Origin of the sequence: Streptomyces sp. NBC_00820, from assembly GCF_036347055.1 — a bacterium.
Taxonomy (GTDB): domain Bacteria; phylum Actinomycetota; class Actinomycetes; order Streptomycetales; family Streptomycetaceae; genus Streptomyces.
In genome coordinates, this window is record NZ_CP108882.1 from 5,222,887 (window position 1) to 5,249,886 (window position 27,000).

Below are 27,000 nucleotides of genomic sequence, written 5' to 3' on the forward strand. Positions count from 1 at the left end.
ATGGGGTAAGGCCGTGGCGTGTTCCGCCCGGCAGGCCCCGCGCCGCGGAGGTCGTCACCACACTCCAGGAGAAGCGCCTCTTATGGCCACGCGCCACGACATCCGCAACGTCGCCATCGTCGCCCACGTCGACCACGGCAAGACGACCATCGTCGACGCCATGCTCAAGCAGGCCGGTGCCTTCGCCGCGCACGCCGCCGAGTCGCTCGACGACCGCATGATGGACTCGAACGACCTGGAGCGTGAGAAGGGCATCACGATCCTGGCGAAGAACACCGCGGTGAAGTACCACCCGAAGGATGGCGGCGACGCCATCACGATCAACATCATCGACACCCCGGGCCACGCCGACTTCGGTGGCGAGGTCGAGCGCGGTCTGTCGATGGTCGACGCGGTCGTGCTGCTCGTCGACGCCTCCGAGGGCCCGCTCCCGCAGACCCGCTTCGTGCTGCGCAAGGCCCTCCAGCAGCGACTGCCCGTCATCCTGTGCATCAACAAGACGGACCGTCCGGACTCGCGCATCGACGAGGTCGTCAACGAGACCTACGACCTCTTCCTCGACCTGGACGCGGACGAGGACCAGATCGAGTTCCCGATCGTCTACGCGTGCGGCCGTGACGGCGTCGCCTCGCTGACCAAGCCGGAGGACGGGACCGTTCCCGCCGACTCCACCAACCTGGAGCCGTTCTTCTCCACGATCCTGGAGCACGTCCCGGCCCCGGTCTACGACGAGGCCGCCCCGCTCCAGGCCCACGTCACCAACCTGGACGCCGACAACTTCCTCGGCCGCATCGCGCTGCTCCGCGTCGAGCAGGGCGAGCTGCGCAAGGGCCAGACGGTCGCGTGGATCAAGCGCGACGGCACGGTGCAGAACGTCCGCATCACCGAGCTGATGATGACCGAGGCGCTCACCCGCAAGCCCGCCGAGGTCGCCGGCCCCGGTGACATCTGCGCCGTCGCCGGTATCCCGGAGATCATGATCGGTGAGACCCTCGCCGACCCCGAGAACCCGATCGCGCTGCCGCTGATCACGGTCGACGAGCCGGCGATCTCCATGACCATCGGCACGAACACCTCGCCGCTGGTCGGCCGCGGTGGCACGGGCAAGGGTGCGGACGCCAAGTCCGCGGTCAAGGACCGCAAGGTCACCGCCCGCCAGGTCAAGGACCGCCTCGACCGCGAGCTGATCGGTAACGTCTCCCTCCGCGTGCTCGACACCGAGCGCCCGGACGCCTGGGAGGTCCAGGGCCGTGGTGAGCTCGCGCTCGCCATCCTGGTCGAGCAGATGCGCCGCGAGGGCTTCGAGCTGACCATCGGCAAGCCGCAGGTCGTCACCCAGCAGATCGACGGCAAGACCTACGAGCCCGTCGAGCGCATGACGATCGACGTGCCCGAGGAGCACATGGGCGCGGTCACGCAGCTCATGGGCGTCCGCAAGGGCCGGATGGACAACATGTCCAACCACGGCTCCGGCTGGGTCCGCCTGGAGTTCGTCGTCCCGTCCCGCGGCCTCATCGGCTTCCGTACGGAGTTCCTGACCGGTACGCGCGGCACGGGCATCGCCCACTCCATCCACGAGGGCCACGAGCCGTGGTTCGGCACCCTGACGACCCGTAACAACGGCTCGCTCGTCGCCGACCGCGCCGGCTCCGTCACCGCGTTCGCGATGACGAACCTCCAGGAGCGCGGCGTGCTGTTCACCGACCCCGGCACCGAGGTGTACGAGGGCATGATCGTCGGCGAGAACTCTCGCTCCGACGACATGGACGTGAACATCACCAAGGAGAAGAAGCTCACGAACATGCGGTCCGCGTCGGCCGACTCGTTCGAGGCGATCGTCCCGCCGCGCAAGCTGTCGCTGGAGCAGTCGCTGGAGTTCTGCCGCGACGACGAGTGCGTCGAGGTGACCCCGGAGGCCGTTCGCATCCGCAAGGTCGTCCTCGACCAGAAGGAGCGCGGTCGCACCGCGAGCCGCGCCAAGAACGGCTGATAGCACACCGAAGAAGGTCTGCTCACCAGGCAGTTGAGCCCGGGTGTCCCCAGCATGGGGGCACCCGGGCTTTTTGCAACCCGTTTTCGGGCCTCCGACGTCCGAAATGCGGAGATCGTCTTCCGATACCCATGTAACACGTCCGTTTCGCGCCCTTCAGTGGGGGAACGGTTTGTCCGGTTTTTATGAGTTCCGCAGGCGAGCTGTGACTGAATTGAGATTTAAAGACGGTGGTCGCCACCTGGCTCATGGCAGATAGTTAGCCGCGTAGCGCTCGGGTCAATGGGTCTCGCGCCGTGGGGACGGCGCCGACTCGCGAGCACCAGGGGGTGTCTGACCCTCCGTCAGGGGTGTCGGAGGGAAGACGGAAACCCTCTCCTGTTGGTGAACACGTGATGTCATGAGGAGGAACCCCCATGCGCGGTCCCACATGCACCAGGCGGGTCAGGTCGTCGCTTTCAGTGGTGTGATCCGGCCGTAGAACTACGCGCGTCCGACTGCGGTTTCGCGCACTTTCCAGCTACCCGGGCACCTCCCACACCCATACCTGCGAAACGGACGAACCGTGACAAGTCCTATCGACATCGAGGGCGGCGGGACTTCGGTGGTCGTCGACGGCGAACCAGGGCCGAAGGCGAAGACCGAGACCGCCGGGCTCGAAGGCCGGTCTCCCGGCCGGCTGATGTGGATGCGCTTCAAGCGCGACCGAACCGGAGTCATATCGGCCTACGTCGTGGCCTTCTTCTTCCTCGTCGGGCTGCTCGCGCCCCTGATCTCCAAGCTGTACGGCAAGGATCCGTACACGATCTACGCCGACGAGCGCCCCGAACTCTTCGACAGCGCGGGCGTGCCGGTGCAGCCCAACGGCGGTATCAGCGGCGAGTTCTGGTTCGGACTCGAACCCGGCAACGGGTACGACGTCTTCACCAAGCTCGTCTACGGCATCCGCACCTCGCTGATGATCTCGCTCGCCGTCACCGTCACGGTCGTCCTCACCGGAATCCTGCTCGGCGTCGCGGCCGGCTACCTCGGTGGCAAGGCCGACTTCATCATCGGCCGGATCATCGACTTCCTGCTGGCCTTCCCCGCCCAGCTGTTCTTCATCGCGAGCATGCCGGTCGTCGTCTCCCTGTTCGTCAGCCCGCGTGACGAGACACCGACCTATGTGCGCGTCCTCGCCCTCATCCTCGTCCAGTGGTTCCTGGGCTGGATGAGCCTGGCGCGCATCCTGCGCGGCACCTCCCTGGCCCTGCGAGAACGGGAGTTCATCGAGGCGGCCCGGGTCAGCGGCGCGTCCTCGTGGCGGATCATCCGCAAGGAGGTCCTGCCGAACGTCGTCACCCCGCTGCTCGTGCAGTCGACGTATCTGCTGCCGTCCTTCGTGACCGCCGAGGCGGGCCTGTCCTTCCTGGGTGTGGGCATCGTGGAACCGACCCCGGACTGGGGGCAGATGTTCTCCAAGGCGTCCACCGAACTGGTGATGCAGAACGACATCACCTACATGTTCTTCCCGGGCATCTCGATGATCATCTTCATCGTCGCGTTCAACCTGCTCGGGGACTCGGTCAGGGACGCCTTCGATCCCAAGACAGCTCGCTGACCCAGTACTCAACGGCACGTCAGCACCCGGGGCGCGTCGGCACGTCGGCACATCGGTATGTCAGCACATCAGCACGTCAGCACGTCAGGCACCTCAAGCACATCAGCACTTCACGCACTTCTTCGCACTGGTGATACAAGAACGCACTGGTGACACACAGATGGGTGGGAACCTCGTGATGAGTAGGGGCGGACGCCACGTATACGGCGCACTCTCCGTGCTCGCGGCCGGAGCTCTTGTGCTCACCGGTTGCAGCAAGGGCGGCAGCGACGGCGGCGGCAACGACAAGAAGGACCAGGAGAACGCCAAGCGCCAGCAGGCCTCCATCAAGTTCGGCGACGCGTCGGAATCCACCGGCCCCGCGGCCGACGTGCCCGGCGCCAAGCCCGGCGGGACCATGGAGGTCCTCCAGCGCGACAGCTACGCGCACCTCGACCCGGCGCAGATCTACGTCTCCGACGAGGGCTCCCTCGCCACTCTGCTCCACCGAGGCCTCACCGGCTACAAGGCCACGAGTGACGACGGCAGCCAGCACGAGGTGGTCGGCGACCTCGCCACCGACTCCGGCACCACCACCGACGGCGGCAAGACCTGGAAGTACACGCTCAAGGACGGCATCAAGTTCCAGGACGGTTCCCCGATCACGGCCAAGGACGTCCGGCACTCCGTCGAGCGGCTCTTCGCGCCGTTCATCAACCAGGGCCCCACCTACCTCCAGCAGTGGCTGGCCGACACCCCGGGCGCCAAGTACCGCGACCTCCTCAAGGGCGGCCCGTACAAGGGCAAGCACCTGCCGGCCTCCGTCCTGGAGACCCCGGACGACAAGACGATCGTCTTCCACTTCAAGACGGCGCACCCCGACCTGCCCTACGCGCTGGCCATGGCGGGCTACGGGATCGTCTCCCAGAAGGGTGACACCAAGGAGCGGTACGACAAGGCGCCGCTGGCGGCCGGCCCGTACAAGGTCCAGTCGTTCAAGTCCGGCAAGTCGATGGTGCTCGTGAAGAACACCAACTGGGACGCGAAGACGGACCCGATCCGTCACCAGTACATCGACCAGTTCAACTTCACGTTCAACCAGCAGTACGAGACGTCCACCAAGGCCCTGCTCGCCGACAGCGGCGCGGACCAGACCGGCATCAGCTTCAACAACCAGGTCGACGCGGGCAACCTGTCCAAGGTGCTCAAGGACCCGAAGATGAAGCCCCGCACGGTCTCCGGCTACCAGCCGTACGTGGGCCAGATGAACATCAACATGCACCACCCGGCCATGCAGGACAAGACGATCCGCCAGGCCATCGCCTACGCCCTGCCCGTCACGCCGTTCGTCCGCGCCTACGGCGGCAACGACGCGATGGAGGTCGCCGGCGGCCTGATCTCCCCGACCGTCTCCGGCTACGACGCCACCTTCGACCCGTGGGGCAAGAAGAAGGCCAACGGCGCCGGTGACGCGGCCAAGGCCAAGGCGCTGCTGAAGAAGGCCGGCAAGCTCAACATGAAGCTGACCTTCGGCTACATCAACACCCCCGAGGGCCAGCAGTACTCCACCGCCATGGCGGCGGGCCTGCAGAAGGCCGGCTTCGACGTCCAGCGCCAGGAGATCCCGGCCGAGACCTACTACGACCAGGTCTCCAAGCTGGACAACAACTACGACATCTTCCACACCGCGTGGGGTGCCGACTGGCCGTCCGCCTCGACCGTGATCCCGCCGCTGTACGACGGCCGCGTGATCGCCGACGGCGCGCAGAACTACTCGCAGATCAACGACCCGAAGGTCAACAGCGAGATCGACCGGATCAACCAGATCACCGACCCGGTCAAGTCCGCGGCCGAGTGGGAGAAGCTCGACCAGTACATCGTCAAGGACCTCGTCAACGTGGTCCCGACGGGTGACTACAAGCAGACGCAGATCGCCGGTTCCAAGGTCGGCGGCCTGGTCTACGACGACGTGATCGGTGGCGTCGACCCGCGCCGCCTCTTCATCAAGTAACCCCGTCCCCGCCCGGTACCCGGCGCGCCGCCCAGATCACCGCGCGCGCCGGGTGCCCCGGACCGCCGACGTCAGAGAGCTGCCCCTGTCATGCTGCGCTTCCTCGTCCGCCGGAGTCTCGGTGCCGTCGTCATTCTCTTCCTGCTGAGCATCGTCACGTTCGTGCTGTTCTTCGGAGTGCCCCGGGACCCGGCGCTGCTGATGTGCAGCAAGACCTGCAACCCGGACGCGATCGCCAACATCCACCATGTGCTCGGTCTCGACAAGCCCATCACCGAGCAGTACTGGATCTTCCTGCACAACATCGTCATGGGCAGCAACGACTTCGTCCAAGGTCCCTGCCCCGCACCGTGCTTCGGGTACTCGTACCACTCCAACGACCAGGTCTGGGCCACCCTGGTCGACCGCCTGCCCACCACCGTCTCGCTGACCATCGGCAGCGCCGTCTGCTTCCTGCTCCTCGGTCTCGGTACGGGCCTGCTCGCGGCCTGGCGGCGCGGCACGATGATCGACAAGACGGCGACCGCCGTGTCCATGGTCATCGGCTCGATGCAGATCTACTTCCTGGGCCCGCTGGCCCTGGCGCTCCTCGTCTACCAGACCCACTGGCTCGGCAAGCCGACCTACAACGACTTCACCGCCGATCCCTTCGCCTGGTTCACCGGCCTGATCCTCCCGTGGGTGATCCTCTCCACGATCTTCGCCGCGCAGTACACCCGTATGGCCCGCTCGGCGATGATCGAACAGCTCCAGGAGGAGCACGTCCGCACCGCCCGCGCCAAGGGCATGTCCCGGCGCTACGTCTTCTTCCGCTACGCCTGGCGCGGCTCGCTGATCCCCATCGTCACCATCTTCGGCATCGACCTCGGGTCCCTGCTCGGCGGCGCCATCATCACCGAGGTCACCTTCGGCCTGCCGGGCCTCGGTCAACTGGCCGTCCAGTCCGTCTTCTTCAGCGACCTGCCGCTGCTGCTCGGCGTGATGCTCTTCGCCGCCACCATGATCCTGATGTTCAACATCATCGTCGACGCCGCGTACGCCTTCATCGACCCGCGCGTGCGGCTGTCCTAGGAGCACTGTCGTGACCACTTTGACCAAGGAAGCCGGTGCTCCGGTCCCGGCGGGTTCGGGCCCGCTGCTCTCGGTCCGGGACCTGCACGTCAGCTTCAAGACCGAGGACGGCGTCGTCAAGGCCGTCGACGGTCTCTCCTTCGACCTCGCGCGCGGCAAGACGCTGGGCATCGTGGGCGAGTCGGGCTCCGGAAAGTCGGTCACCAACCTGACCGTCCTCGGACTGCACAACCCCATGTTCACCACCGTCGAGGGCGAGATCCTGCTGGACGGGCAGGAGTTGATCTCGGCCCGCGAGTCCGAACTGGAGAAGCTGCGCGGCAACAAGGTCGCCATGATCTTCCAGGACCCGCTGACCGCGCTCTCCCCGTACTACACCGTCGGCCGGCAGATCGCCGAGCCGTACATGAAGCACACCGGCGCCTCCAAGCGGGAGGCCTGGGACCGCGCGGTGGAGATGCTCACCAAGGTCGGCATCCCCAACCCCAAGGAGCGGGCGAAGGACTACCCGCACCAGTTCTCCGGCGGTATGCGCCAGCGCGCGATGATCGCCATGGCCCTGGTGTGCGACCCCGACCTGCTGATCGCCGACGAGCCGACGACCGCGCTGGACGTGACGGTGCAGGCGCAGATCCTCGACCTGCTCAAGGACCTCCAGCAGGAGGTCGGATCCGGCATCGTCTTCATCACCCACGACCTCGGGGTGATCGCCGACATGGCCGACGACATCATGGTGATGTACGCGGGCAACGCGGTGGAGCGGGGCACGGTCGACCAGGTGCTGCGCGAGCCGGAACACCCCTACACCTGGGGTCTGCTGAACTCGATGCCGCGCCTCGACTCCGACCCGAACGCGCCGCTGGCCCCCATCCCGGGAGCCCCGCCGTCGCTGCTCAACCCGCCGTCGGGCTGTCGCTTCCATCCCCGCTGCACCTTCCAGGACCGGGTCGAGTACGCCGGGGCCTGTGTCACCGAGCGTCCGCGGCTCGGCCCCGACCGGGCCTCCGCCTGCCACCTCGGCGCGGAACAGAAGCGGACCATCTTCATCGAAGAGATCAAGCCCCGGCTCGGCTAGGGCAGAGGAGGACACGTCATGACAGAGGATCTGGTCCTCCCGGCCCCACGGGAGAAGAGCGGCGGCGCGGACGGCGAACCGCTGCTGGAGGTCTCGGGGCTGACCAAGCACTTCCCGGTGAAGGGCGGTTTCCCGATCCGGCGGACCGTCGGCGCGGTGCAGGCGGTCGACGGCATCGACCTGACCGTGCACGTGGGCGAGAGCTTCGGCCTGGTCGGCGAGTCCGGCTGCGGCAAGTCGACCACCGGCCGGCTGATCACGCGGCTCATGGAGCCGACGTCCGGCAGCATCAAGTACCGCGGCCAGGACATCAGCCGCGCGAGCCGCAAGCAGCTGGCGCCCATCCGGTCCGAGATCCAGATGATCTTCCAGGACCCGTATTCGTCACTGAATCCGCGGCAGACCGTCGGCAAGATCATCTCGGGTCCGATGGAGATCAACGACATCAGCCCGGAGGGCGGCCGCGAGAAGCGGGTCCGTGAACTCCTGGACATCGTCGGCCTGAACCCGGAGCACTACAACCGGTTCCCGCACGAGTTCTCCGGCGGTCAGCGCCAGCGCATCGGTGTCGCACGGGCCCTGGCCCTGGAACCGAAGCTGATCGTGGCCGACGAGCCGGTCTCCGCGCTGGACGTCTCCATCCAGGCCCAGGTCGTCAACCTGCTCCAGAAGGTGCAGAACGAGCTCGGCATCGCGTTCCTGTTCATCGCCCACGACCTGGCCGTCGTGCGGCACTTCTCGCAGCGCGTGGCCGTGATGTACCTCGGAAAGATCATCGAGGTGGGCGACCGCCAGTCGATCTACACCCGCCCGCGTCACCCCTACACCCACGCCCTGCTCTCCGCGGTCCCCGAGGTGAGCCTCTCGGGCGACGGCGCTCCGGCGCGTGAGCGCATCCGCCTCGCAGGCGACGTGCCGTCCCCGATCAACCCCCCGTCCGGCTGCCGCTTCCGCACCCGCTGCTGGAAGGCCCAGGACAAGTGCGCGACCGAGGAACCGCCGCTGGTCCAGATCTCCGGCAACACCGGCGGCCACCTGACGGCCTGCCACTTCCCGGAGGACCCGACGATCGAGGCCCGCGACGAGGACATCGTGCTGGACCCGGCGCTGGCGGCGCTGGAGGAGTCCGCGGGCGACTGACGCCGACCGCTGTGCCGTGGACGGAAGAAGGCCCGCGTCTTGGGGAGACGCGGGCCTTCGGTTCCCCTGGAACCGGACATTCGTGGGCTCGGGTCAATGGGCCGTGAAAGTCCGTTCCACAAGGGGCGGCTGACGGGAAAGGGGTGTTGTCAGCCCGCCGCCTCGGGGTCCTTGGACAGGAGGCCGGCCGAAACCGTCTCCGCCGTCTCAGGGTAGTGGCACGCGGTGAGGTGGCCGGGCTTGTTGCCCTCCGCCTGGACCAGCGGCGGAGCCTCCGTCGCGCACTTCTCCGTCGCCTTCCAGCAGCGGGTGCGGAAGCGGCAGCCGGAGGGCGGGTTGATGGGCGAGGGCACGTCGCCGGCGAGGCGGATGCGCTCGCGCGCGGTGCCGTCCACCGTGGCCTCGGGGACCGCGGAGAGCAGCGCCCGGGTGTAGGGGTGGCGCGGGTTGCCGTACAGGTCCTCGCGGTCGGCGATCTCGACGATCTTGCCGAGGTACATGACCGCGACGCGCTGCGAGAAGTGCCGCACGATCGCGAGGTCGTGGGCGATGAAGACGAACGCGATGCCGAGTTCCCGCTGCACCTTCTGGAGCAGGTTGACGACCTGGGCCTGGATGGAGACGTCCAGCGCGGAGACCGGCTCGTCCGCCACGATCAGCTTCGGGTTCAGGGCGAGCGCGCGGGCGACGCCGATGCGCTGGCGCTGGCCGCCGGAGAACTCGTGCGGGAACCGGTTGTAGTGCTCGGGGTTCAGGCCGACGATGTCCAGGAGCTCGCGGACGCGCTTCTCGCGGCCGCCCTCCGGGTTGATGTCGTTGATCTCCATCGGGCCGGAGATGATCTTGCCGACCGTGTGCCGCGGGTTCAGCGAGGCGTACGGGTCCTGGAAGATCATCTGGATCTCGGACCGGATCGGCGCGAGATCCTTGCGGCCGGCGTGCGTGATGTCCTGGCCGCGGTACTTGACGGAACCGGCGGTGGGCTCCAGCAGGCGGGTGATGAGCCGGCCGGTGGTCGACTTGCCGCAGCCGGACTCGCCGACCAGGCCCAGGCTCTCGCCCTCGGCCACCTGGAAGTCGAGGCCGTCCACGGCCTGGACCGCGCCGACGGTCCGCCGGATCGGGAAGCCGCCCTTGATGGGGAAGTGCTTGGTCAGCCCGGAGACGTCCAGGAGGGGGGTGGTGTTGCTCATGGTGGTGAAATCCCGTCTCGTGTACGTCTCAGAGGGCCTTGCCGGCGACCGCGTCCGTCAGGAACTCGCGGCGCTGCTCTTCGGTCAGGTGGCAGGCACTGCCGCGGCCGTCCGCGATCTCCAGCACCGGGCGCTCCTTGGAGCACTTTCCGTCGTCGACCTTGTCGGCGAAGGCGCAGCGAGGGTGGAAGCGGCAGCCGGACGGCGGGTTCAGCAGCGAGGGCGGCGAACCCGGGATCGGCGTGAGCGGCACGTCGACCGGGCCGTCCAGGGACGGCATGGAGCCCATCAGGCCGTAGGTGTACGGGTGCTGCGGGGTGCGCAGCACCTCCTCCTTCGGACCGCGCTCCACACACCGGCCGCCGTACATCACCAGGACGTCGTCGGCGATGTCGGCGATCACGCCCAGGTCGTGTGTGATGAAGATGATCGAGGTGCCGAACTCGCGCTGGAGGTCCTTGAGCAGGTCCATGATCTGGGCCTGCACGGTCACGTCGAGCGCGGTGGTCGGCTCGTCGGCGATCAGCAGCTTCGGGTCGCACACCAGCGCCATGGCGATCATCGCGCGCTGGCGCATACCGCCGGAGAACTCGTGCGGGTAGTTGTCCACCCGGCTGTCCGGCTGCGGGATGCCGACCCGCCGCAGCATCTCGATCGCCCGCTCCCGGGCCTCCTTCTTGGAGGCGCCGGTGTGCTTGCGGTACACCTCGCCGATCTGGGTGCCGATGGTGTGGTACGGCGACAGCGAGGCCAGGGCGTCCTGGAAGATCATCGCCATCTTGTTGCCGCGGAGCTTCTCCAGCGTCCGCTCGGAGGCGCCGTTCAGCTCCTCGCCGTCCAGCTCGATGGAGCCCTCGATCGTGGTGTGGTCGGGGTTGTGCAGGCCGAGGATGGTCAGGTTGGTGACCGACTTGCCGGACCCCGACTCACCCACGATGCCGAGCGTCTTGCCGCGCGCGAGGTCGAAGGAGAGACCGTCGACGGCCTTGACGACGCCGTCCTCGGTCGAGAAGTGCACCTTCAGGTCCTTGACGGACAGGAAGGGCTGCGGATCGATGCTCGTCACGGGGACGCTCCAGAGGGGGGTGATGCGGGGTAGCTGGTGGGGGCGGGCGGGGTCAGGCGAGCCGGATCCGCGGGTCGATCATGGCGTAGACCGCGTCGACGATGATGTTGGCGAACACCACGAAGGCGGCGGTGATGATCATGACGCCGAGCAGCATGGGCAGGTCGTTCGTGATCACGGACTTCACCGCGAGCATGCCGAGACCCTGGAGGCTGAAGGTCTTCTCGGTGATCATCGCGCCGCCGAGCAGAACGCCCATGTCGATGCCGAAGATGGTGACGATCGGACCCATCGCGCCGCGCCAGGCGAAGCGGAAGAAGACGTTGCGCCGGGACATGCCCTTGGCGCGGGCCGTGCGGACGTAGTCCTCGCTCAGCGTCTCGACCAGCTGGGAGCGGGTCATACGCGTGTAGTTGGCGGTCCAGATCAGGGCCAGGACCAGCCAGGGCACGATCAGACCGTTGGCCCAGGCCGCGGGGTTGTCCGTGAACGGCGTGTACGTCGGCTGGTCGAGCACGTGCGTGGTGTACACGAGCAGGTACAGGGCGACCGGGCCGACGAAGTAGATCTGCATCGACGAGGCGACCAGCGAGGCGGAGCTGGCGATCTTGTCGGCGGCCTTGCCCTGCCGCACGGCGGCGAACATGCCGGCGCCGATGCCGAAGACGAGGAAGACGACGGAGGAGCCGACAGCCAGGGACACCGTGGTCGGGAAGCGGTCCAGGATCGTGCCGAGGACGGACTCGCGGTTGACGAACGAGTAGCCGAGGCACGGCGCGTTGCAGTGGCCGAAGCCCGAGTAGTCGCGGCCCATGAAGATGGCGGAGAGCCAGTGCCAGTACTGGACCGGCATCGGGTCCGAGATTCCCATGTTGTGCCGGATCAGGTTGAGCGTCTCCGGCGTGCAGACCTTGCCGCAGGCGATCCGGGCGGGGTCGCGCGGCACCGCGTAGAAGAGCATGAACGTGATCGCGCTGATGATCAGCAGCGTGATCGCGGCGCCGATGACTCGGCGGACGAGGAAGCGAAGCATGGGGGTTGGCTTTCCTGGGAGGGCCGTCGTACGGATCGGGCCGGGCCGGGTCGACCGGGGGCCCGGTGGACGAGCCGAGGGTGGGGCGGTCGGCAGCCGCCCCACCTCTCAGGTGTGGATCAGGCCTTGACGTACATCTTGTAGAGCATGCAACCGTCGAAGTTCGGGTCCATCTTCACGTTGGCGAGCTTGGAACCGTGCAGGTACAGGCGCTTCATGTAGACGTCGGGGATGAAGGCGCCCAGCTCGGTCACCTGCTTGTCCAGCGCGGCCCACATCTCGTTGGCCTTGTTCTGGTCCGTCTCCAGCGTGGCGGCCTTGATGGCGGCGTCCACGTCGGCGTTCTTCAGGTGGCAGTAGTTGGTGCCCTCGTCGCGGACCTGGTCACCCTGGAACAGCGGCTGGAAGACCGAGAAACCGGTCGGCCAGTCGGCGGACCAGCCACCCCAGTAGATGTCGAACTGGTTGTCGATCTTGCCGATCTGGTCGTACCAGGTGGTGGAGTCGATGGCCTTGGAGACGACATCGAAGCCCGCCGCCTTCAGGGCGTTCTCGACGACGACCTTGACCTTGGCGTTGATCGGGTCGTTCTGGTAGGCGTAGACGACCTTGGTGCCGAGCTTGCCGGCCTTCTTCAGGACGGCCTTGGCGGCGGCCGGGTCACCGGCCGGCTTGGCCAGCTTGCCCCACACGTCCTGCGACTTGTAGCCGGCGACGAGCGGGCTCATGACGCCGGTCGCGTAGTCACCGCGGTGCTCGCCACCCTGGAGCTGGCGGATGCCGGCGGTCGGCCACGCCTTGATGATGGCCTCGCGGACCTTGATGTCGGTGACGCGGGTCTGGTTGATCCAGTAGAGGCTGGTGCCGCTGCTCAGGTCCTCGAAGAGGCGGTCCTTCGCCTTGGCGGTGGCCTGCTGCTGACGCGACTGCGGAACCGTGCGCCACGAGACGGCGTACTGGTCGGCGCCGGCGTCCGCGATGAGGCGGTCGGCGGCGGTCTCCGCCTCGATGCCGAAGGTGAAGTCGAACTCGTCCGGGTAGGCGTTGCGGATCGGGTCCGTGTTCGGGTCCCAGTGCTCGTTGCGGACCAGCACCATCGACTTGTCCGTGACGTGCGACTTGATGCGGTACGGGCCGTTGGAGAACGGCTTCTTGTCGTAGTTCTGCTTCGTGTCGTGCTTCGCCTGGGTCGGGGCGTAGGAGTGCATCGCCAGGACGTAGTTGAAGTCGGGGCGGGCCTCGGCGAGGTGGAAGGTGATGGTCTTCCCGCTCGTCTCGATCGACTTCAGGTGCTTGCCCTTGAAGGGGCCGGAGTAGGACTTGCGGAAGTCCTGCGAGCCCGTGAGCCAGCCCTGGACGTAGGTGGCGCCCTCGGTGATGAAGGTGGCGAAGGCGCGCTCGAAGCCGTGGCGGACGTCATCGACGTTGACGTCGGAGCCGTCCTCCCACTTGACGCCGTCCTTCAGCGTGAAGGACCAGGTCTTGCCGCCGTCCTTCATGGTGCCCGTGTCGGTGGCGAGGTCGCCGACCAGGGTCTGCGTGCCGTCGTCGCCGACCTTGTAGCCGGTCAGGGTGCGGGAGAGGACGATCGCGGCCAGCGAGTTCCAGGCGTAGTAGACGCGCTGCGGGTCGAGGTGCGAGAAGTCGTCGTCGTTCAGCAGGGAGACCTTGCCGCCCTTCTTGGCGCCGGTCACCTCCGGCGCCGGGCCCTTGGAGTCCTCCGCCGTGCCGATCTTGACCGAGGACGTGTGGGCCTTGGCCGCTTCCTGCTTGCCCGTCTTGCCGGCGCTGCTGCTGTTGCCGCTGCTGCACGCGGTCAGCACCGAGCTGGAGGCTGCGGCAACACCAGTGGCTATCAGGAAGTTTCTACGCGAGAAGGACATCGCATCCTGCCTTGAAGTGGGTTGATGAGAGAAAACCGGCACTGCGGCGGGAGTGCCGTGGTCCTGCGAACGCCGAGTCAGCGCTTGGTCTTCGGGTCGAGCGCGTCGCGCACCGAGTCACCGAGGAGGTTGAACGCCAGTACGAAGACCACCATCGTGATTCCGGGGAAGCACAGGAAGGTGATGTCGTCCTGGTAGAAGTTGGCGGCGTACCCGATCATGACGCCCCAGTCGGGGGTGGGGTCCTGGATGCCGACACCGAGGTAGGCGAGACCTGCCTCCGTGGTGACCATCGCAGGCAGCAGGAGGGTCCCCTGGATCAGGATCGGCGTCCACAGGTTGGGCAGCAGTTCCTTGAAGATGATGCGGGCCGGCGAGGCGCCCGTGACCTTGGCGGCCTCGACGAACTCCCTCTCGCGCAGGGCCAGTACCTGGCCTCGCAGCAGTCGGGCGATGGAGGCCCAGCCGAAGACGACGAGCAGTGAGATCAGGCAGACCACGGTCAGCCAGACCGGCGTGTCCTCGTTGGGTGCCACGAAGATCGAGATGACGACCGGCACGAAGGCGACGAAGAACAGCTGCTGCGGGAAGGCCAGCAGGATGTCGATGACCCGGCCGAGGAACCAGTCCGTCTTGCCGCCGAGGTAGCCGGCGCTCACGCCGATCGCGACGCCGACGACCATGGTGAGGATGGTGATGCCGGTGGAGATCAGCAGCGAGTTGCGGATCGCGTACAGCAGGAACGTGAAGACGTCCCGGCCCAGCTGCGGGTCGATGCCGAACCAGTAGTCGGCGTCGATGCCGCCGTTCGGTCCGGCCGGCAGGCCGTTGTCGCCCAGCAGGCCCGGCGTGTTGATGCCGTACGTCGTGTACGGGTCCTTGCCGTACAGCTTGGCTATGAGCGGTGCGGCCAGGCTGATCACGAAGAAGAGGATCACGATGATCGCCGAGATGACGCCCGTGCGATCCCGCTTGAAGCGAAGCCAAGCCAGCTGCCCGGGGGACCTGCTCTCGCTGCCCTTCGAGCTGTCGGAAACGCTCGGCTTCTCGACGGTCTCGTCGGTCACCTCAAGCGAGGCAGCCGCGGATGGAGTTGGGGGGGTCATGGTGCTCCTGGCCCAAGCGAGGGTCTGAGTGACTCCGCAGGGCACTCCCCTACGGGCTACGCCGGACTTTTTCAACGCAATTCATTCAAGGTCAATAAATTCTCGGTCGGCTTGGCGCTGTCTTTACATTCTTTACCTCACCTTGACTCTCCTGTAGCTACGCGGGTAGCACAGCCGTAACCAATCCGTGCTTCCAATCGGACCAATTGCGCAATTCGGTCAATGGGTTCGATATGCGGACGGTGCTGTACCGAAATGCGGTCGCGGAGGTGCACAAACCAACGTTTCGGCAACGTTACGCGGAGATCTGTTGCGCGAGGTTCACAAGATCATCAAAGTGCACCCCTGCACGAAGCACCCTGAAGGATGAGTGCATTCGGATCAAAGGCGTACCCCCGAATATGCCTGCATTCGGATGACGTGTCGCCCAAAAAGCCGTTCAATCAGACGTTGAGCGCGCGGGATGTGTCATACAAGCCGATATTGGCCGGTTATCGCCGGGGTGATCACGGAGGAGGCACGCCATGCGGGGAATCACGCACGCCCGATGGGCGGCTGGCGCGGTGGCGGTCGCGCTCGCCGCCACCGGCTGCGGGGGCGGGGCCGCCGGCAGCGACGGCGGGATCGGCACCGCGGTGCTCAGCTCCTCCTGGGGTGACCCGCAGAACCCGCTGGAGCCGGCCAACACGAACGAGGTGCAGGGCGGCAAGGTGCTCGACATGGTCTTCCGGGGCCTGAAGATGTACGACCCGAGGACCGGCAAGGCCGACGACATGCTCGCCGAGAGCATCACCACCACGGACTCGCGGAACTTCACCGTCAAGGTCAAGGGCGGCTGGACCTTCTCCAACGGCGAGAAGGTCACCGCCCGGTCCTTCGTGGACGCCTGGAACTACGGGGCGAGCCTCAGGAACAACCAGAAGAACGCCTACTTCTTCGGGTACATCGAGGGCTACGACAAGGTCCACCCCACCCGCGGCAGCCAGAGCGCCGACCGGCTGTCCGGCCTGAAGGTCGTCGACGACCACACCTTCACGGTCAAGCTCGACCAGAAGTTCTCCAGCTTCCCCGACACCCTCGGCTACGCCGCCTTCGCCCCGCTGCCCCGGGCGTTCTTCACCGACCACGCCGGCTGGCTGAAGAAGCCGGTCGGCAACGGGCCGTACCGCATCGAGTCCTACCAGCGCGGCGCGCAGATGAACCTCAGGACCTGGGACCGCTACCCCGGGCCCGACAAGGCGGTCAACGGCGGGGTGACCCTCAAGGTCTACACGGACAGCAACACCGCCTACACCGACCTGATGGCCGGCAACCTCGACCTCGTCGACGACATCCCCGCCGCGCAGCTCAGGAACGTCAGGAGCGACCTCGGCGACCGGTACATCAACACCCCGGCCGGCATCATCCAGACGCTCGAGTTCCCCTTCTACGACAAGCGGTGGAACCGGCCGGGCTCGGAGAAGGTGCGCACCGGGCTGTCCATGGCGATCAACCGCAAGCAGATCACCGACACCCTCTTCCGGCAGACCCGCACCCCCGCCAGTGACTGGACCTCCCCGGTGCTCGGCGTGCAGGGCGGCTTCAAGGAAGGGCTGTGCGGCAAGGCCTGCGCATACGACCCCGCCGGGGCCAAGAAGCTCGTCAAGGAGGGCGGCGGCATCCCCGGCGGCCAGGTCAAGATCACGTACAACGCGGACGCGGGCTCGCACCGGCAGTGGATCGACGCCGTGTGCAACTCCATCAACAACGCCCTCGGCGACAACAAGGCCTGCGTCGGCAACCCGGTCGGCACCTTCGCCGACTTCCGCAACCAGATCGGGCAGCACCGGATGAGCGGCCCGTTCCGCGCCGGCTGGCAGATGGACTACCCGCTCATCCAGAACTTCCTCCAGCCGATGTACTACACCGACGCCTCCTCCAACGACGGCAAGTGGTCCAACGGGGAGTTCGACAAGCTCGTCGACCAGGCCAACGCCGAGAGCGACCCCATCAGATCGGTCGCCACCTTCCAGAAGGCCGAGGAGGTCGTGCGCGACCACATGGCCGCCATCCCGCTCTGGTACCAGAACGGCAGCGCCGGCTACTCCGACCGCCTGTCCGACGTGGCGCTCAACCCCTTCAGCGTCCCCGTCTACAACGAGATCAAGGTCAGCTGACCCGGCATGGGGCGCTACGTCGTCCGGCGACTGCTCCAGATGATCCCGGTGTTCGTCGGGTCCACCCTGCTGATCTTCCTCATGGTCAACGTGATGGGCGACCCCGTCGCCGGACTGTGCGGCGAGCGCAGCTGCGACCCGGCGACGGCCGCCCAGCTCAAGCGCGAGTTCGGCTTGGACAAGCCTCTGTGGCAGCAGTACCTCACCTACATGGGGAACGTCTTCACCGGAGACTTCGGCACGGCGTTCAACGGCCAGAAGGTCACCGAGCTGATGGCGACGTCGTTCCCCGTCACCATCCGGCTGACCGTCGTGGCGATCGTCTTCGAGGTCGTCGTCGGCATCACCCTCGGCGTCGTCACGGGCCTCAGGCGCGGCCGGCCCGTCGACACCGCCGTGCTGCTGCTCACCCTGGTCGTCATCTCCGTGCCGACCTTCGTGACCGGTCTGCTGCTCCAGCTCCTGCTCGGCGTGGAGTGGGGCTGGATCAGACCGTCCGTCCCGCCCGAGGCGGCGTTCGACGAGCTGATCGTGCCCGGCCTGGTCCTCGCCTCCGTCTCGCTCGCCTACGTCACCCGGCTCACCCGTACCTCCATCGCGGAGAACAAGCGGTCCGACTACGTCCGCACGGCCATCGCCAAGGGGCTGCCCCGCCGCCGGGTCGTCGTGCGGCACCTGCTGCGCAACTCGCTGATCCCGGTGGTCACCTTCATCGGCACCGACATCGGCGCACTGATGGGCGGCGCGATCGTCACCGAGCGGATCTTCAACATCCACGGCGTCGGCTACCAGCTCTACCAGGGCATCCTGCGGCAGAACACCCAGACGGTCGTCGGCTTCGTGACCGTCCTCGTGCTGGTCTTCCTCGCCGCCAACCTGCTCGTGGACCTGCTGTACGCCGTACTCGACCCGAGGATCCGCTATGCCTGAGCAGCAGTCGTACGAGGCCGACGGCGCGATCGCCGGCACCGGCGCGGGCGGCGCGATGGACCTGGCGGCCAGTGAGGCGGCCGGCCTGGAGCGGGGGCCGGGCGGCCCCGCCGGCACCGGACCGCGGGGCAGGCCGCGCTCACTGTGGTCCGACGCCTGGCGCGACCTCAGACGCAACCCGGTCTTCCTGGTCTCCGCCGCCGTGATCCTCTTCCTGGTCTTCATCTCCCTGTGGCCCTCGGCCATCACCTCCGGCAGCCCCCTCACCTGCGACCTGGCCAAGTCGCAGGAAGGCCCCGCGCCCGGCCACCCCTTCGGGTACGACGGCCAGGGCTGCGACGTCTACACGCGGACCGTGTACGGGGCCCGTACGTCCGTCACGGTCGGTGTCCTCGCCACCCTGGGGGTCGCCGTCCTGGGCTCGGTGCTCGGCGGACTCGCGGGCTACTTCGGCGGGCTCGGGGACTCGGTCCTGTCCCGGATCACCGACATCTTCTTCGCCATCCCGGTCGTCCTCGGCGGCCTAGTCCTGCTGTCCGTGGTCACCAGCAACACGGTCTGGCCGGTCATCGGCTTCATGGTGCTGCTCGGCTGGCCGCAGATCTCCCGCATCGCCCGCGGCTCCGTCATCACCGCCAAGCAGAACGACTACGTGCAGGCAGCCCGCGCCCTCGGCGCCTCCGACTCCCGCATCCTGCTGCGCCACATCGCGCCCAACGCCGTGGCGCCGGTGATCGTCGTGGCGACCATCGCGCTCGGCACCTACATCGCGCTGGAGGCCACCCTGTCCTACCTCGGTGTCGGCCTGAAGCCGCCCAGCGTCTCCTGGGGCATCGACATCTCCGCCGCCTCCCCCTACATCCGCAACGCCCCGCACGCCCTGCTCTGGCCCTCCGGAGCGCTGGCGGTCACCGTCCTGGCCTTCATCATGCTCGGCGACGCGGTGCGCGACGCCCTCGACCCGAAGCTGAGGTGACGGCGCGCCATGCTGCTCGAAGTACGCGATCTGCACGTGGAGTTCAGTACCCGGGACGGGATCGCCAAGGCCGTCAACGGGGTGTCGTACGGCGTCGACGCGGGAGAGACGCTGGCCGTGCTCGGGGAGTCCGGGTCCGGCAAGTCGGTCACCGCGCAGGCCGTGATGGGCATCCTCGACATGCCGCCCGGGCGGATCACCGCGGGGGAGATCCTCTTCCAGGGCCGGGACCTGCTCACCATGAAGGAGGAGGAGCGGCGCGGGATCAGGGGCGCCAAGATGGCGATGATCTTCCAGGACGCGCTGTCGTCCCTCAACCCCGTGATGACCGTCGGCGACCAGCTCGGCGAGATGTTCACCGTGCACCGGGGGATGTCGCGCAAGGACGCGCGGGCCAAGGCGATCGAGCTGATGGAGCAGGTGCGCATCCCCGGTGCCGCCCAGCGGGTGCGCGACTACCCGCACCAGTTCTCCGGAGGCATGCGCCAGCGCATCATGATCGCCATGGCGATTGCGCTGGAGCCGGCGCTCATCATCGCGGACGAGCCCACCACGGCCCTGGACGTCACGGTCCAGGCCCAGGTCATGGACCTGCTCGCGGAGTTGCGGCGCGAGTACCGCATGGGGCTCATCCTCATCACCCACGACCTCGGCGTCGTCGCGGACGTCGCCGACCGGATCGTGGTGATGTACGCGGGCCGGATCGTGGAGTCGGCGCCCGTGCGCGACATCTACAAGTCGCCCGCCCACCCCTACACGCGCGGCCTGCTGGACTCCATCCCGCGCCTGGACCAGAAGGGGCAGGAGCTGTACGCCATCAGGGGCCTGCCGCCGAACCTGACCCACATCCCGCCCGGCTGCGCCTTCCACCCGCGCTGCCCGATGGCCAGGGACGTCTGCCACACGGACGTGCCCCCGCTGTACGAGGTCTCCGAACAGCGCGCCAGCGCCTGCCACTTCTGGAGGGAGTGCCTGAATGGCTGAGCCGATCCTGGAGGTCAGCGGCCTCGTCAAGCACTACCCGCTCACCCGGGGCGTCCTGTTCAAGAAGCAGATCGGCGCGGTCCGGGCGGTCGACGGCGTCGACTTCACGCTGGGCAGGGGCGAGACCCTCGGCATCGTCGGCGAGTCCGGGTGCGGCAAGTCCACGGTGGCCAGGCTGCTGTGCAACCTCGAACGCCCGACGGCGGGTTCCATCAGGTTCAAGGGCGAGGACATCACCAGGCTGTCGGGCCGCGCGCTGAAGGCCGTGCGCCGCAACATCCAGATGGTCTTCCAGGACCCGTACACCTCGCTCAACCCCCGGATGACCGTGGGCGACATCATCGGGGAGCCGTACGACATCCACCCCGAGGTGGCGCCGAAGGGCGACCGGCGGCGCAGGGTCCAGGAGTTGCTGGACGTGGTCGGGCTCGACCCGGAGTACGTCAACCGCTACCCCCACCAGTTCTCCGGCGGCCAGCGCCAGCGCATCGGCATCGCACGGGGGCTGGCGCTGCGGCCCGAGGTGATCGTCGCCGACGAACCGGTGTCCGCGCTGGACGTCTCGGTCCAGGCCCAGGTGATCAACCTCCTCGACCGGCTCCAGGCGGAGTTCGACCTCTCCTACGTCTTCATCGCGCACGACCTGTCGATCGTCCGGCACATCTCGGACCGGGTCGCGGTCATGTACCTGGGGCGGATCGTGGAGACCGGCACGGACGCGGAGATCTACGAGCACGCCACGCACCCCTACACCCAGGCGCTGTTGTCGGCGGTCCCGGTCCCCGACCCCGGCGCCCGCGACCGGCGCCGGCGGATCATCCTCACGGGCGACGTCCCCTCGCCGACCGCCATCCCCTCCGGCTGCCGCTTCCGCACCAGGTGCTGGAAGGCGCGAGAGCGCTGTGCCGCGGAGGTTCCGGCGCTGGCGGTGCCGGAGGAGTTCCGGCACACCTCGGGCCCGGTGGCCCACGCCTCGGCGTGCCTCTTCGCGGCGACACTGCCGGCCGCGCAGGAGATCCCGGACGCGCAGGAGGCCCCGGCCGCGGAGGAGATGCAGGCCGCGGAGGAGACCCCGGCCGAGGAGGAGACCCCGGCCGAGGCGGAGGCCATGGAGAAGAACGGCAACGGGCCGGGGTGACATGGTGCACCCCGGCCCGCTCACGGCACCCGCACGGCCGTACGCGGTTCAGCCTCGCGGGTCCTTATATCCGCACCGCTTCCGTGAAGTTGCCCTCGTGTTAAGGCGGTTCCCGGTGGTTCGGGCGATCAGGCGAGCGCTCGCCTGAGGAAGTCCCGCTGGAGCAGCAGCAGGTTCTCGGCGACCTCCTCCTGCGGGGTCATGTGGGTCACGCCGGACAGCGGCAGCACCTCGTGCGGGCGGCCGGCGGCCAGCAGGGCCGAGGACAGGCGCAGGGAGTGGGCGACCACCACGTTGTCGTCCGCGAGCCCATGGATGATCATCATCGGGCGGTGCGGCTCGGCGGCGTTCACAAGGCCCGCGTCGTCGATGACCGAGTTGCGCCGGTAGACATCGGGCTGCCGGTTCGGGTCGCCGAGGTAGCGCTCCTGGTAGTGGGTGTCGTACAGCCGCAGATCGGTGACCGGGGCGCCGACCACCGCCGCGTGGAAGACGTCCGGGCGGCGCAGCACCGCGAGCGCCGCCAGGTAGCCGCCGAAGGACCAGCCGCGGATGCCGACCCGGCCGAGGTCCAGCGGGAAGTCGGCGGCGAGCGCCTGCAGCGCGTCCACCTGGTCCTGGAGGACCACCTCCGCCAGGTCGTCCTTGACCGCCTTCTCCCAGGCGGGGGAGTGGCCCGGGGTGCCCCGCCCGTCGGCGACCACCACGGCGAAGCCCTGGTCGGCGAACCACTGCGAGGTGAGGTGCGGGTTGTGCGCGGCGGTCACCCGCTGGCCGTGCGGGCCTCCGTAGGGATCCATGAGGACCGGAAGGGGAGTGTCACCGTCGTAGTCACGTGGCAAAAGCACGGCGCACGGAATTCGGCGTGCGCCCCCCTGTGTGAGCGTGATGCGCGGGGACATACCGGGATCCTCGGCGTACGACCGGACAGTCGCCGCCAGTTTCCCGTCACGCAGCACCTGGGCGCGCGCCCCCGGGTTGTCGGGCGTCGCCGACACCAGGACCGTCACGCCCCCGGCGCGCACGGCCGAGTGCACGCCGGGCTCCTGCGACACGCGCTCCACGCCGAGCTCGTTGACCCGGTAGACATGGACCTCGCCGGTTTCCGGCACCTCGGCCGCCTCGCCCGCGGAGGCCGAGACCAGTACGTCGTCGTCGCTCACGTCCAGCACCGAGCGGATGTGCAACTGCGGCCCGGTGAGCGGACGTTCGCCCACGGCAAGCACCCGGGCGCCGCCCTCGTCGGCGATCCGGACGAGCTGTCCGGACGGGCTCCAGGACGGCACTCCGGCGAACAGTTCCAGCCAACTTGGATCTTCGTCTGCGTGCACCATCCGGGTCGCCCCGGTGTCCGGGTCCACCGCCAGGAACAGCTGGCCGCGCTGGTCCCGCGCCTGCACGAGCAGCAGCGGCGCACCCGCCGCTGACCAGTGCACACGGGCCAGATACGGATAGCGCGCACGGTCCCAGACGACCTCCGTGCGCTCCCCGTCGAGGCCGATCACGAACAGCCGCACGTCCGCGTTGTCGGTCCCCGCCGCCGGGTAGGCGACGTGGTGTGGCTCACGATCCGGGTGGGCCGGGTCGGAGATCCACCAGCGCTGTACCGGCGTGTCGTCCACCCGCGCCACGAGCAGCCGGTCGGACTCCGGGGACCACCAGAAGCCCCGCGAGCGCCCCATCTCCTCGGCCGCGATGAACTCCGCGAGCCCGTAGGTGACCTGCTCCGACTCCGGCTCCGCCAGTGCCCTGTCCCCCTCGCCCTCGGTCCCCACGACGCGCAGCGCGCCTTCGGCGACGTACGCGATGTGCCGTCCGTCGGGGGACGGACGCGGGTCGATCACCGGTCCGGGGGTGGGGAGTTCACGGGCCGTCCCGGCCCGCAGCTCGGCCGCGAAAAGCCGCCCTGACAAGGCGAAAGACGCCAACTCCACAGTGGCGTCGGTCGCGTAGCCGACGATGCCCGCACCCCCCTCCCGGCTGCGCTCCCGGCGCGCCCGCTCCTCGGGCGACAGCTCCTCGGAAGCGCCTTGGAGGAGGACGCGCGGGTCGGCTGCCACGCGCTCCGTGCCGTCCCGCGGGTCCAGTACCCACAGGGAGTTGGCCCGGTCCGTACCGGAGGCCGAACGCAGGAAAACGACCCGCGAACCGTCGGGGGCCACGCTGAAAGCGCGCGGCGCGCCGAGCGTGAACCGCTGGGTCCGAGCGTGCCGGCGGGGGAAGGAGTCAACCTCGGATGTCATACCCCGACCATATTGGCCATGCGCCCCCTTGTGCGGCCGTGCGCCGAGCGATGCGCGAGTACGGATAGTTATGATCACTACCGCTGAGTGGGTATGAACCCGCTGGCATGCGCAAGGAATTGCTCCACCGACGTACCGCTACCCCCCGCGTCCCTGGGATCTTTGGAGGTGAGCCGCCGTGGCACTCTCGATTTCGGCGGTGGTGCTGCTGGCGATCATCGTCTTCTTGTTGATCAAGAAGTCAGGACTGAAGGGCGGTCATGCGGCGATCTGCATGCTGCTCGGCTTCTATCTCGCCTCCTCGACGGTGGCGCCCACGATCAGCGAGCTGACGACCAACGTCGCCAGCATGATCGGCAGCATCAAGTTCTGAGGACACCGGCCACGAAGCCCGCCCAGGCCTCCGGCGCGAGCGCCAGCCGGGGGCCCTCGGCGTGCTTGGAGTCGCGCACGTGGACCGTGCTGGGGGTGGGGGCGATCTCCACGCAGGAGTTGCCGTCAGTGCCACTGCTGTAGCTGCTCTTGAACCACGCCAGTTCGGGGGCGGGTTCGGCAGAAGCCTCGCGGATCATGTCTCTCCCAGCAGTTGCTCGATGAAGGACAGCGACTCCCTCGGCGCGAGAGCCTGAGCCCGGATGGTGCCATACCGCAGCTCAAGAACGCGGAGTTGCCTCGGGTCGGAGACCGGTCGGCCGTTGAACGCCCCGTCGGATCGCCCCGTCGCGGTGCCGTCGGCGAACTTGAGCAGTTCGATCCTGCCGTCCAGGCCGGGATGAGCCTCGCTGTTCGTCGGCATCACCTGAAGCGTGACATTGCGCAGACGTCCCACCTCCAGCAGGCGTTCGAGCTGCCGCCGCCACACCATTGTGCCCCCGACCCCTCGCCTCAGCGGTGCCTCTTCCAGCACGAAACTGATCGATGGGGCCGGGGCCCGTTCGAAGACGGACTGCCGGGCCATACGAGCGGCCACCATGCGTTCCACGTCGTCCGGTGAGTAGGGCGGCTGGGCGGCCTCGAACAGGGAACGCGCGTGCTGGGGTGTCTGCAACAGCCCGCTGACGCTGTTGCACTCGTACACCCCGACCTCGACGGCCGTCGCCTCCAGGCGTGCCAGATCCCGCACCTTCTTCGGGTACCTGACCCGCCGCACGTCCTCCTTCATCGCCGAGAGCAGCCCCCCGGCCCCCAGCACCTCGTCCGCCCTGTCCAGATACTCGGGGCGGGGGATCCGCTTGCCCGCCTCGATCTTGTAGACCAGGTCCTCCCCGTACCCGACCGCCGTCCCGAACTCCCCGGCGCGCAGGCCCGCCGCCTCCCGCCGCAGCTTCAACTGGCGTCCCACCGTGGCCACCACGGCCACGCCCCAGTCGTCGTCCGGGTCCACCTCCCAACCCGGCTCGTCCGCCTCGCTCCTGAGCCGTACCGCCTCGCCGTCCACCGACATCCGCGCCCCTCCGTCGTACCGTCCCGCACGCCCGGGCCCTACCCGTACGGGTGCCGCCGACAGCCCGGACAGCACCGGACAAGCTCTGGACAGTCACCGTACGCAGCGGCCCGATCACTCCTCACGGTAGATCCGGACGGCCACGCTGAGTGACGTGAATCAGGAAATCGCCGCGACCGCGGCTTCCGCCGGCAACGGTGTCCACGACTTCAGCGTGCTGCTGTCCTCCACCCCGCGCGGCGCCCGGTTGGCCCGGCTGCTCGCGACCGACCAGCTCCGCGCCTGGGGACTCCCCTGCGAGGCGGCGGCGCAGGTCGTCGCGGAGCTGGCGGCCAACGCCGCCGCCCACGGCCGGCTGCCCGGGCGCAGCTTCCGCCTGACGCTCTACGTGATCGGCCGCACCCTGCGCATCGAGGTCGCGGACACGCGCGGTGACCGTCGTCCCGAGCTCCGCGAGCCCGACCCGTACGCCGAGTCCGGCCGCGGACTGGTCCTCGTGGACGCGCTCGCCGACCGCTGGGGAGTCGCCGACGGCCGCTTCCCGCGCAAGACCGTCTGGGCCGAGCTGGGGTTCGCGGCGCCGGTCCCCGCGCCCACGGGGTCGGGCGGCGAGGGCCCGGATCCGGGCTCGTGTCCCGGGAGGGTGGTCCGGGACTCGTAGGGTGGTCCCATGACGGATTTGCCAGCCCGGCGTCTGCTGCTGGTGCACGCGCACCCGGACGACGAGTCGATCAACAACGGCGCGACCATGGCCAAGTACGTGGCCGAGGGTGCCCACGTGACCCTGGTGACCTGCACGCTCGGTGAGCGGGGCGAGGTCATCCCGCCGGAACTGCGGCATCTGACCGGTGCCGCGCTGGGCGCGTACCGGCGCGGAGAGCTGAGCGCCGCGCTCGGCGAGCTGGGCGTGAGCGACGTACGGCTGCTCGGCGGCGCGGGGCGCTACGGGGACTCCGGAATGATGGGGCTGTCCGACAACGACGACCCCACCTCCTTCTGGCAGGCCGGCCTCGACAACGCCGCCGGAGCGCTCGTCGAGGTGATCCTGGAGGTCAGGCCCCAGGTGCTCGTCACCTACGACGACAACGGCGGGTACGGCCACCCGGACCACATCCAGGCCCACCGCGTCGCCATGCGCGCCGTCGAGCTGGCGGCCGAGCGGGGTCACCGGATCGACAAGGTCTACTGGAACCGCGTCCCGCGCCCGGTCGCCGAGGACGCCTTCGCCCGCCTCCAGGACGAGCTTCCCTCGTTGCCGTTCGAGAAGAGTGCCGTGATCGGCGATCTGCCGGGCGTGGTCGACGCCGAGCGGATCACCACGGCGATCGACGGCGGCGCCCACGCGTCCGCCAAGGCCGCCGCGATGCGCGCCCACGCCACGCAGATCACGGTGGCCGAGCCGTACTTCGCGCTCTCCAACGACCTGGCCCAGCCGCTGTTCACCACCGAGTACTACGAGCTGGTGCGCGGCGAGGCGGAGCCCGGCGAGACCGACCTGTTTGCTGGTGTTCACGCGGAGGTGGCGTCGTGAACGCGGACGGACCCGGCTCCCTGCTCGCCCAGCCGCTGCGCCGGCCCTCCGCCGGACGGTCCGCCGCCTACCTCGGGCTGTTCCTGCTCGGCGCGGTCGTCGGGCTCGCCGGAACCCTCGTACAGGCCGCATGGTTCCCAGGCGGGCTGCTGCTCGCCCTGGCCGGCGCGGCCGGGCTGTTCCTCGGCGGCGCGTACGCGCTCGGCGGTCGCGGCGGCGCGGTCGCCCCCGTGATCGGCTGGATCGTCACCGTCCTCGTGCTGATCTCCACCCGGCCGGAAGGCGACTACCTGTTCGGTTCCGGAGGAAGTTCCTACCTCTTCCTCCTCGGCGGCATCTTCCTCGCTGTGATCTGCGCCACTCTCGGTTTCGGTGGACGTCCCCACGGGCACGCGGGCGGCCGTCCCGGCGGCCACCCGGCGGGTGGGTCCGCCCGACTTGGCAAGTGACG

At 68.3% G+C, this 27,000-nt stretch carries 23 protein-coding genes; 15 read left to right on the forward strand and 8 right to left on the reverse strand.

Annotation, left to right across the window (positions count from 1 at the left end):
• Positions 1–82: 82 nt before the first annotated feature.
• The 6 genes from typA (at position 83) to OIB37_RS23775 (ending at position 8,866) form a co-directional block, all read left to right on the forward strand.
• Positions 83–1,990, forward strand: a complete 1,908-nt coding sequence (gene typA / locus OIB37_RS23750) for a translational GTPase TypA (protein ID WP_330459620.1) — start codon at positions 83–85, stop codon at positions 1,988–1,990.
• 565 nt (positions 1,991–2,555) lie between these two features.
• A complete protein-coding gene (locus OIB37_RS23755) occupies positions 2,556–3,590 on the forward strand; it encodes an ABC transporter permease (protein ID WP_330459621.1) in 1,035 nt (344 codons plus the stop codon).
• 178 nt (positions 3,591–3,768) lie between these two features.
• A complete protein-coding gene (locus OIB37_RS23760; protein ID WP_330459622.1) occupies positions 3,769–5,580 on the forward strand; it encodes an ABC transporter substrate-binding protein in 1,812 nt (603 codons plus the stop codon).
• A gap of 90 nt (positions 5,581–5,670) precedes the next feature.
• On the forward strand, positions 5,671–6,651 hold the full coding sequence (locus OIB37_RS23765; protein ID WP_330459623.1) for an ABC transporter permease: 981 nt from the start codon (positions 5,671–5,673) through the stop codon (positions 6,649–6,651).
• 10 nt (positions 6,652–6,661) lie between these two features.
• Complete coding sequence (locus OIB37_RS23770) at positions 6,662–7,726, forward strand: ABC transporter ATP-binding protein (RefSeq protein WP_330459624.1); 1,065 nt, start codon at positions 6,662–6,664, stop codon at positions 7,724–7,726.
• 18 nt (positions 7,727–7,744) lie between these two features.
• Positions 7,745–8,866 carry an ABC transporter ATP-binding protein gene (locus OIB37_RS23775; protein WP_330459625.1) on the forward strand — a complete coding sequence of 374 codons (1,122 nt, stop codon included), beginning with the start codon at positions 7,745–7,747 and terminating at the stop codon, positions 8,864–8,866.
• A 149-nt stretch (positions 8,867–9,015) separates the two neighbouring features.
• Here OIB37_RS23775 and OIB37_RS23780 read toward each other — a convergent pair whose 3' ends face one another.
• The 5 genes from OIB37_RS23780 to OIB37_RS23800 form a co-directional block, all read right to left on the reverse strand.
• On the reverse strand, positions 9,016–10,059 hold the full coding sequence (locus OIB37_RS23780) for an ABC transporter ATP-binding protein (protein WP_330459626.1): 1,044 nt from the start codon (positions 10,057–10,059) through the stop codon (positions 9,016–9,018).
• A gap of 28 nt (positions 10,060–10,087) precedes the next feature.
• Entirely contained in the window at positions 10,088–11,125 is a 1,038-nt protein-coding gene (locus tag OIB37_RS23785; RefSeq protein ID WP_330459627.1) for an ABC transporter ATP-binding protein, read from the reverse strand.
• A 52-nt stretch (positions 11,126–11,177) separates the two neighbouring features.
• A complete protein-coding gene (locus OIB37_RS23790; protein WP_330459628.1) occupies positions 11,178–12,158 on the reverse strand; it encodes an ABC transporter permease in 981 nt (326 codons plus the stop codon).
• Positions 12,159–12,277: 119 nt separating this feature from the next.
• A complete protein-coding gene (locus OIB37_RS23795) occupies positions 12,278–14,041 on the reverse strand; it encodes an ABC transporter substrate-binding protein (RefSeq protein ID WP_330459629.1) in 1,764 nt (587 codons plus the stop codon).
• 77 nt (positions 14,042–14,118) lie between these two features.
• Complete coding sequence (locus tag OIB37_RS23800; RefSeq protein WP_330459630.1) at positions 14,119–15,147, reverse strand: ABC transporter permease; 1,029 nt, start codon at positions 15,145–15,147, stop codon at positions 14,119–14,121.
• A gap of 524 nt (positions 15,148–15,671) precedes the next feature.
• Between OIB37_RS23800 and OIB37_RS23805 the strand changes: the two genes are divergently transcribed.
• Genes OIB37_RS23805 through OIB37_RS23825 form a run of 5 tightly spaced genes read left to right on the forward strand, consistent with a single transcriptional unit; the run spans position 15,672 to position 21,331 of the window.
• Positions 15,672–17,303 carry a peptide ABC transporter substrate-binding protein gene (locus OIB37_RS23805; protein WP_330459631.1) on the forward strand — a complete coding sequence of 544 codons (1,632 nt, stop codon included), beginning with the start codon at positions 15,672–15,674 and terminating at the stop codon, positions 17,301–17,303.
• A gap of 6 nt (positions 17,304–17,309) precedes the next feature.
• Entirely contained in the window at positions 17,310–18,233 is a 924-nt protein-coding gene (locus OIB37_RS23810; RefSeq protein ID WP_330459632.1) for an ABC transporter permease, read from the forward strand.
• Positions 18,226–19,209, forward strand: a complete 984-nt coding sequence (locus OIB37_RS23815) for an ABC transporter permease (protein ID WP_330459633.1) — start codon at positions 18,226–18,228, stop codon at positions 19,207–19,209. Before OIB37_RS23810 ends, OIB37_RS23815 begins: the two co-directional genes overlap by 8 nt.
• A 9-nt stretch (positions 19,210–19,218) precedes the next feature.
• Positions 19,219–20,193 carry an ABC transporter ATP-binding protein gene (locus OIB37_RS23820; protein WP_330459634.1) on the forward strand — a complete coding sequence of 325 codons (975 nt, stop codon included), beginning with the start codon at positions 19,219–19,221 and terminating at the stop codon, positions 20,191–20,193.
• Positions 20,186–21,331 (forward strand): ABC transporter ATP-binding protein, encoded by a 1,146-nt coding sequence (locus OIB37_RS23825; protein ID WP_330459635.1) that lies wholly within the window; start codon positions 20,186–20,188, stop codon positions 21,329–21,331. The genes OIB37_RS23820 and OIB37_RS23825 overlap by 8 nt, the downstream gene beginning before the upstream one ends.
• A 128-nt stretch (positions 21,332–21,459) precedes the next feature.
• Here OIB37_RS23825 and OIB37_RS23830 read toward each other — a convergent pair whose 3' ends face one another.
• Complete coding sequence (locus OIB37_RS23830) at positions 21,460–23,574, reverse strand: S9 family peptidase (protein WP_330459636.1); 2,115 nt, start codon at positions 23,572–23,574, stop codon at positions 21,460–21,462.
• Positions 23,575–23,752: 178 nt separating this feature from the next.
• On the opposite strand from OIB37_RS23830, the gene OIB37_RS23835 reads away from it, so the two are divergent.
• Positions 23,753–23,947: a hypothetical protein gene (locus tag OIB37_RS23835; protein ID WP_330459637.1), complete on the forward strand. Its 195-nt coding sequence runs from the start codon at positions 23,753–23,755 to the stop codon at positions 23,945–23,947.
• Here the strand turns inward: OIB37_RS23835 and OIB37_RS23840 are convergent.
• Both OIB37_RS23840 and OIB37_RS23845 read right to left on the reverse strand, forming a co-directional pair.
• Positions 23,937–24,146, reverse strand: a complete 210-nt coding sequence (locus OIB37_RS23840) for a DUF397 domain-containing protein (protein WP_330459638.1) — start codon at positions 24,144–24,146, stop codon at positions 23,937–23,939. The two genes, OIB37_RS23835 and OIB37_RS23840, sit on opposite strands and share 11 nt — an antisense overlap.
• Complete coding sequence (locus OIB37_RS23845; RefSeq protein WP_330459639.1) at positions 24,143–25,018, reverse strand: helix-turn-helix domain-containing protein; 876 nt, start codon at positions 25,016–25,018, stop codon at positions 24,143–24,145. Before OIB37_RS23845 ends, OIB37_RS23840 begins: the two co-directional genes overlap by 4 nt.
• 154 nt (positions 25,019–25,172) lie before the next feature.
• Here OIB37_RS23845 and OIB37_RS23850 point away from each other — a divergent pair, with 154 nt between their 5' ends.
• Genes OIB37_RS23850 through OIB37_RS23860 form a run of 3 tightly spaced genes read left to right on the forward strand, consistent with a single transcriptional unit; the run spans position 25,173 to position 26,998 of the window.
• Positions 25,173–25,679 (forward strand): ATP-binding protein, encoded by a 507-nt coding sequence (locus OIB37_RS23850; RefSeq protein ID WP_330459640.1) that lies wholly within the window; start codon positions 25,173–25,175, stop codon positions 25,677–25,679.
• A 9-nt stretch (positions 25,680–25,688) separates the two neighbouring features.
• Positions 25,689–26,549, forward strand: a complete 861-nt coding sequence (mshB, locus tag OIB37_RS23855; protein ID WP_330459641.1) for an N-acetyl-1-D-myo-inositol-2-amino-2-deoxy-alpha-D-glucopyranoside deacetylase — start codon at positions 25,689–25,691, stop codon at positions 26,547–26,549.
• Positions 26,546–26,998 (forward strand): DUF6113 family protein, encoded by a 453-nt coding sequence (locus OIB37_RS23860; RefSeq protein ID WP_330459642.1) that lies wholly within the window; start codon positions 26,546–26,548, stop codon positions 26,996–26,998. The genes mshB and OIB37_RS23860 overlap by 4 nt, the downstream gene beginning before the upstream one ends.
• The last annotated feature ends 2 nt before the right edge of the window (positions 26,999–27,000 follow it).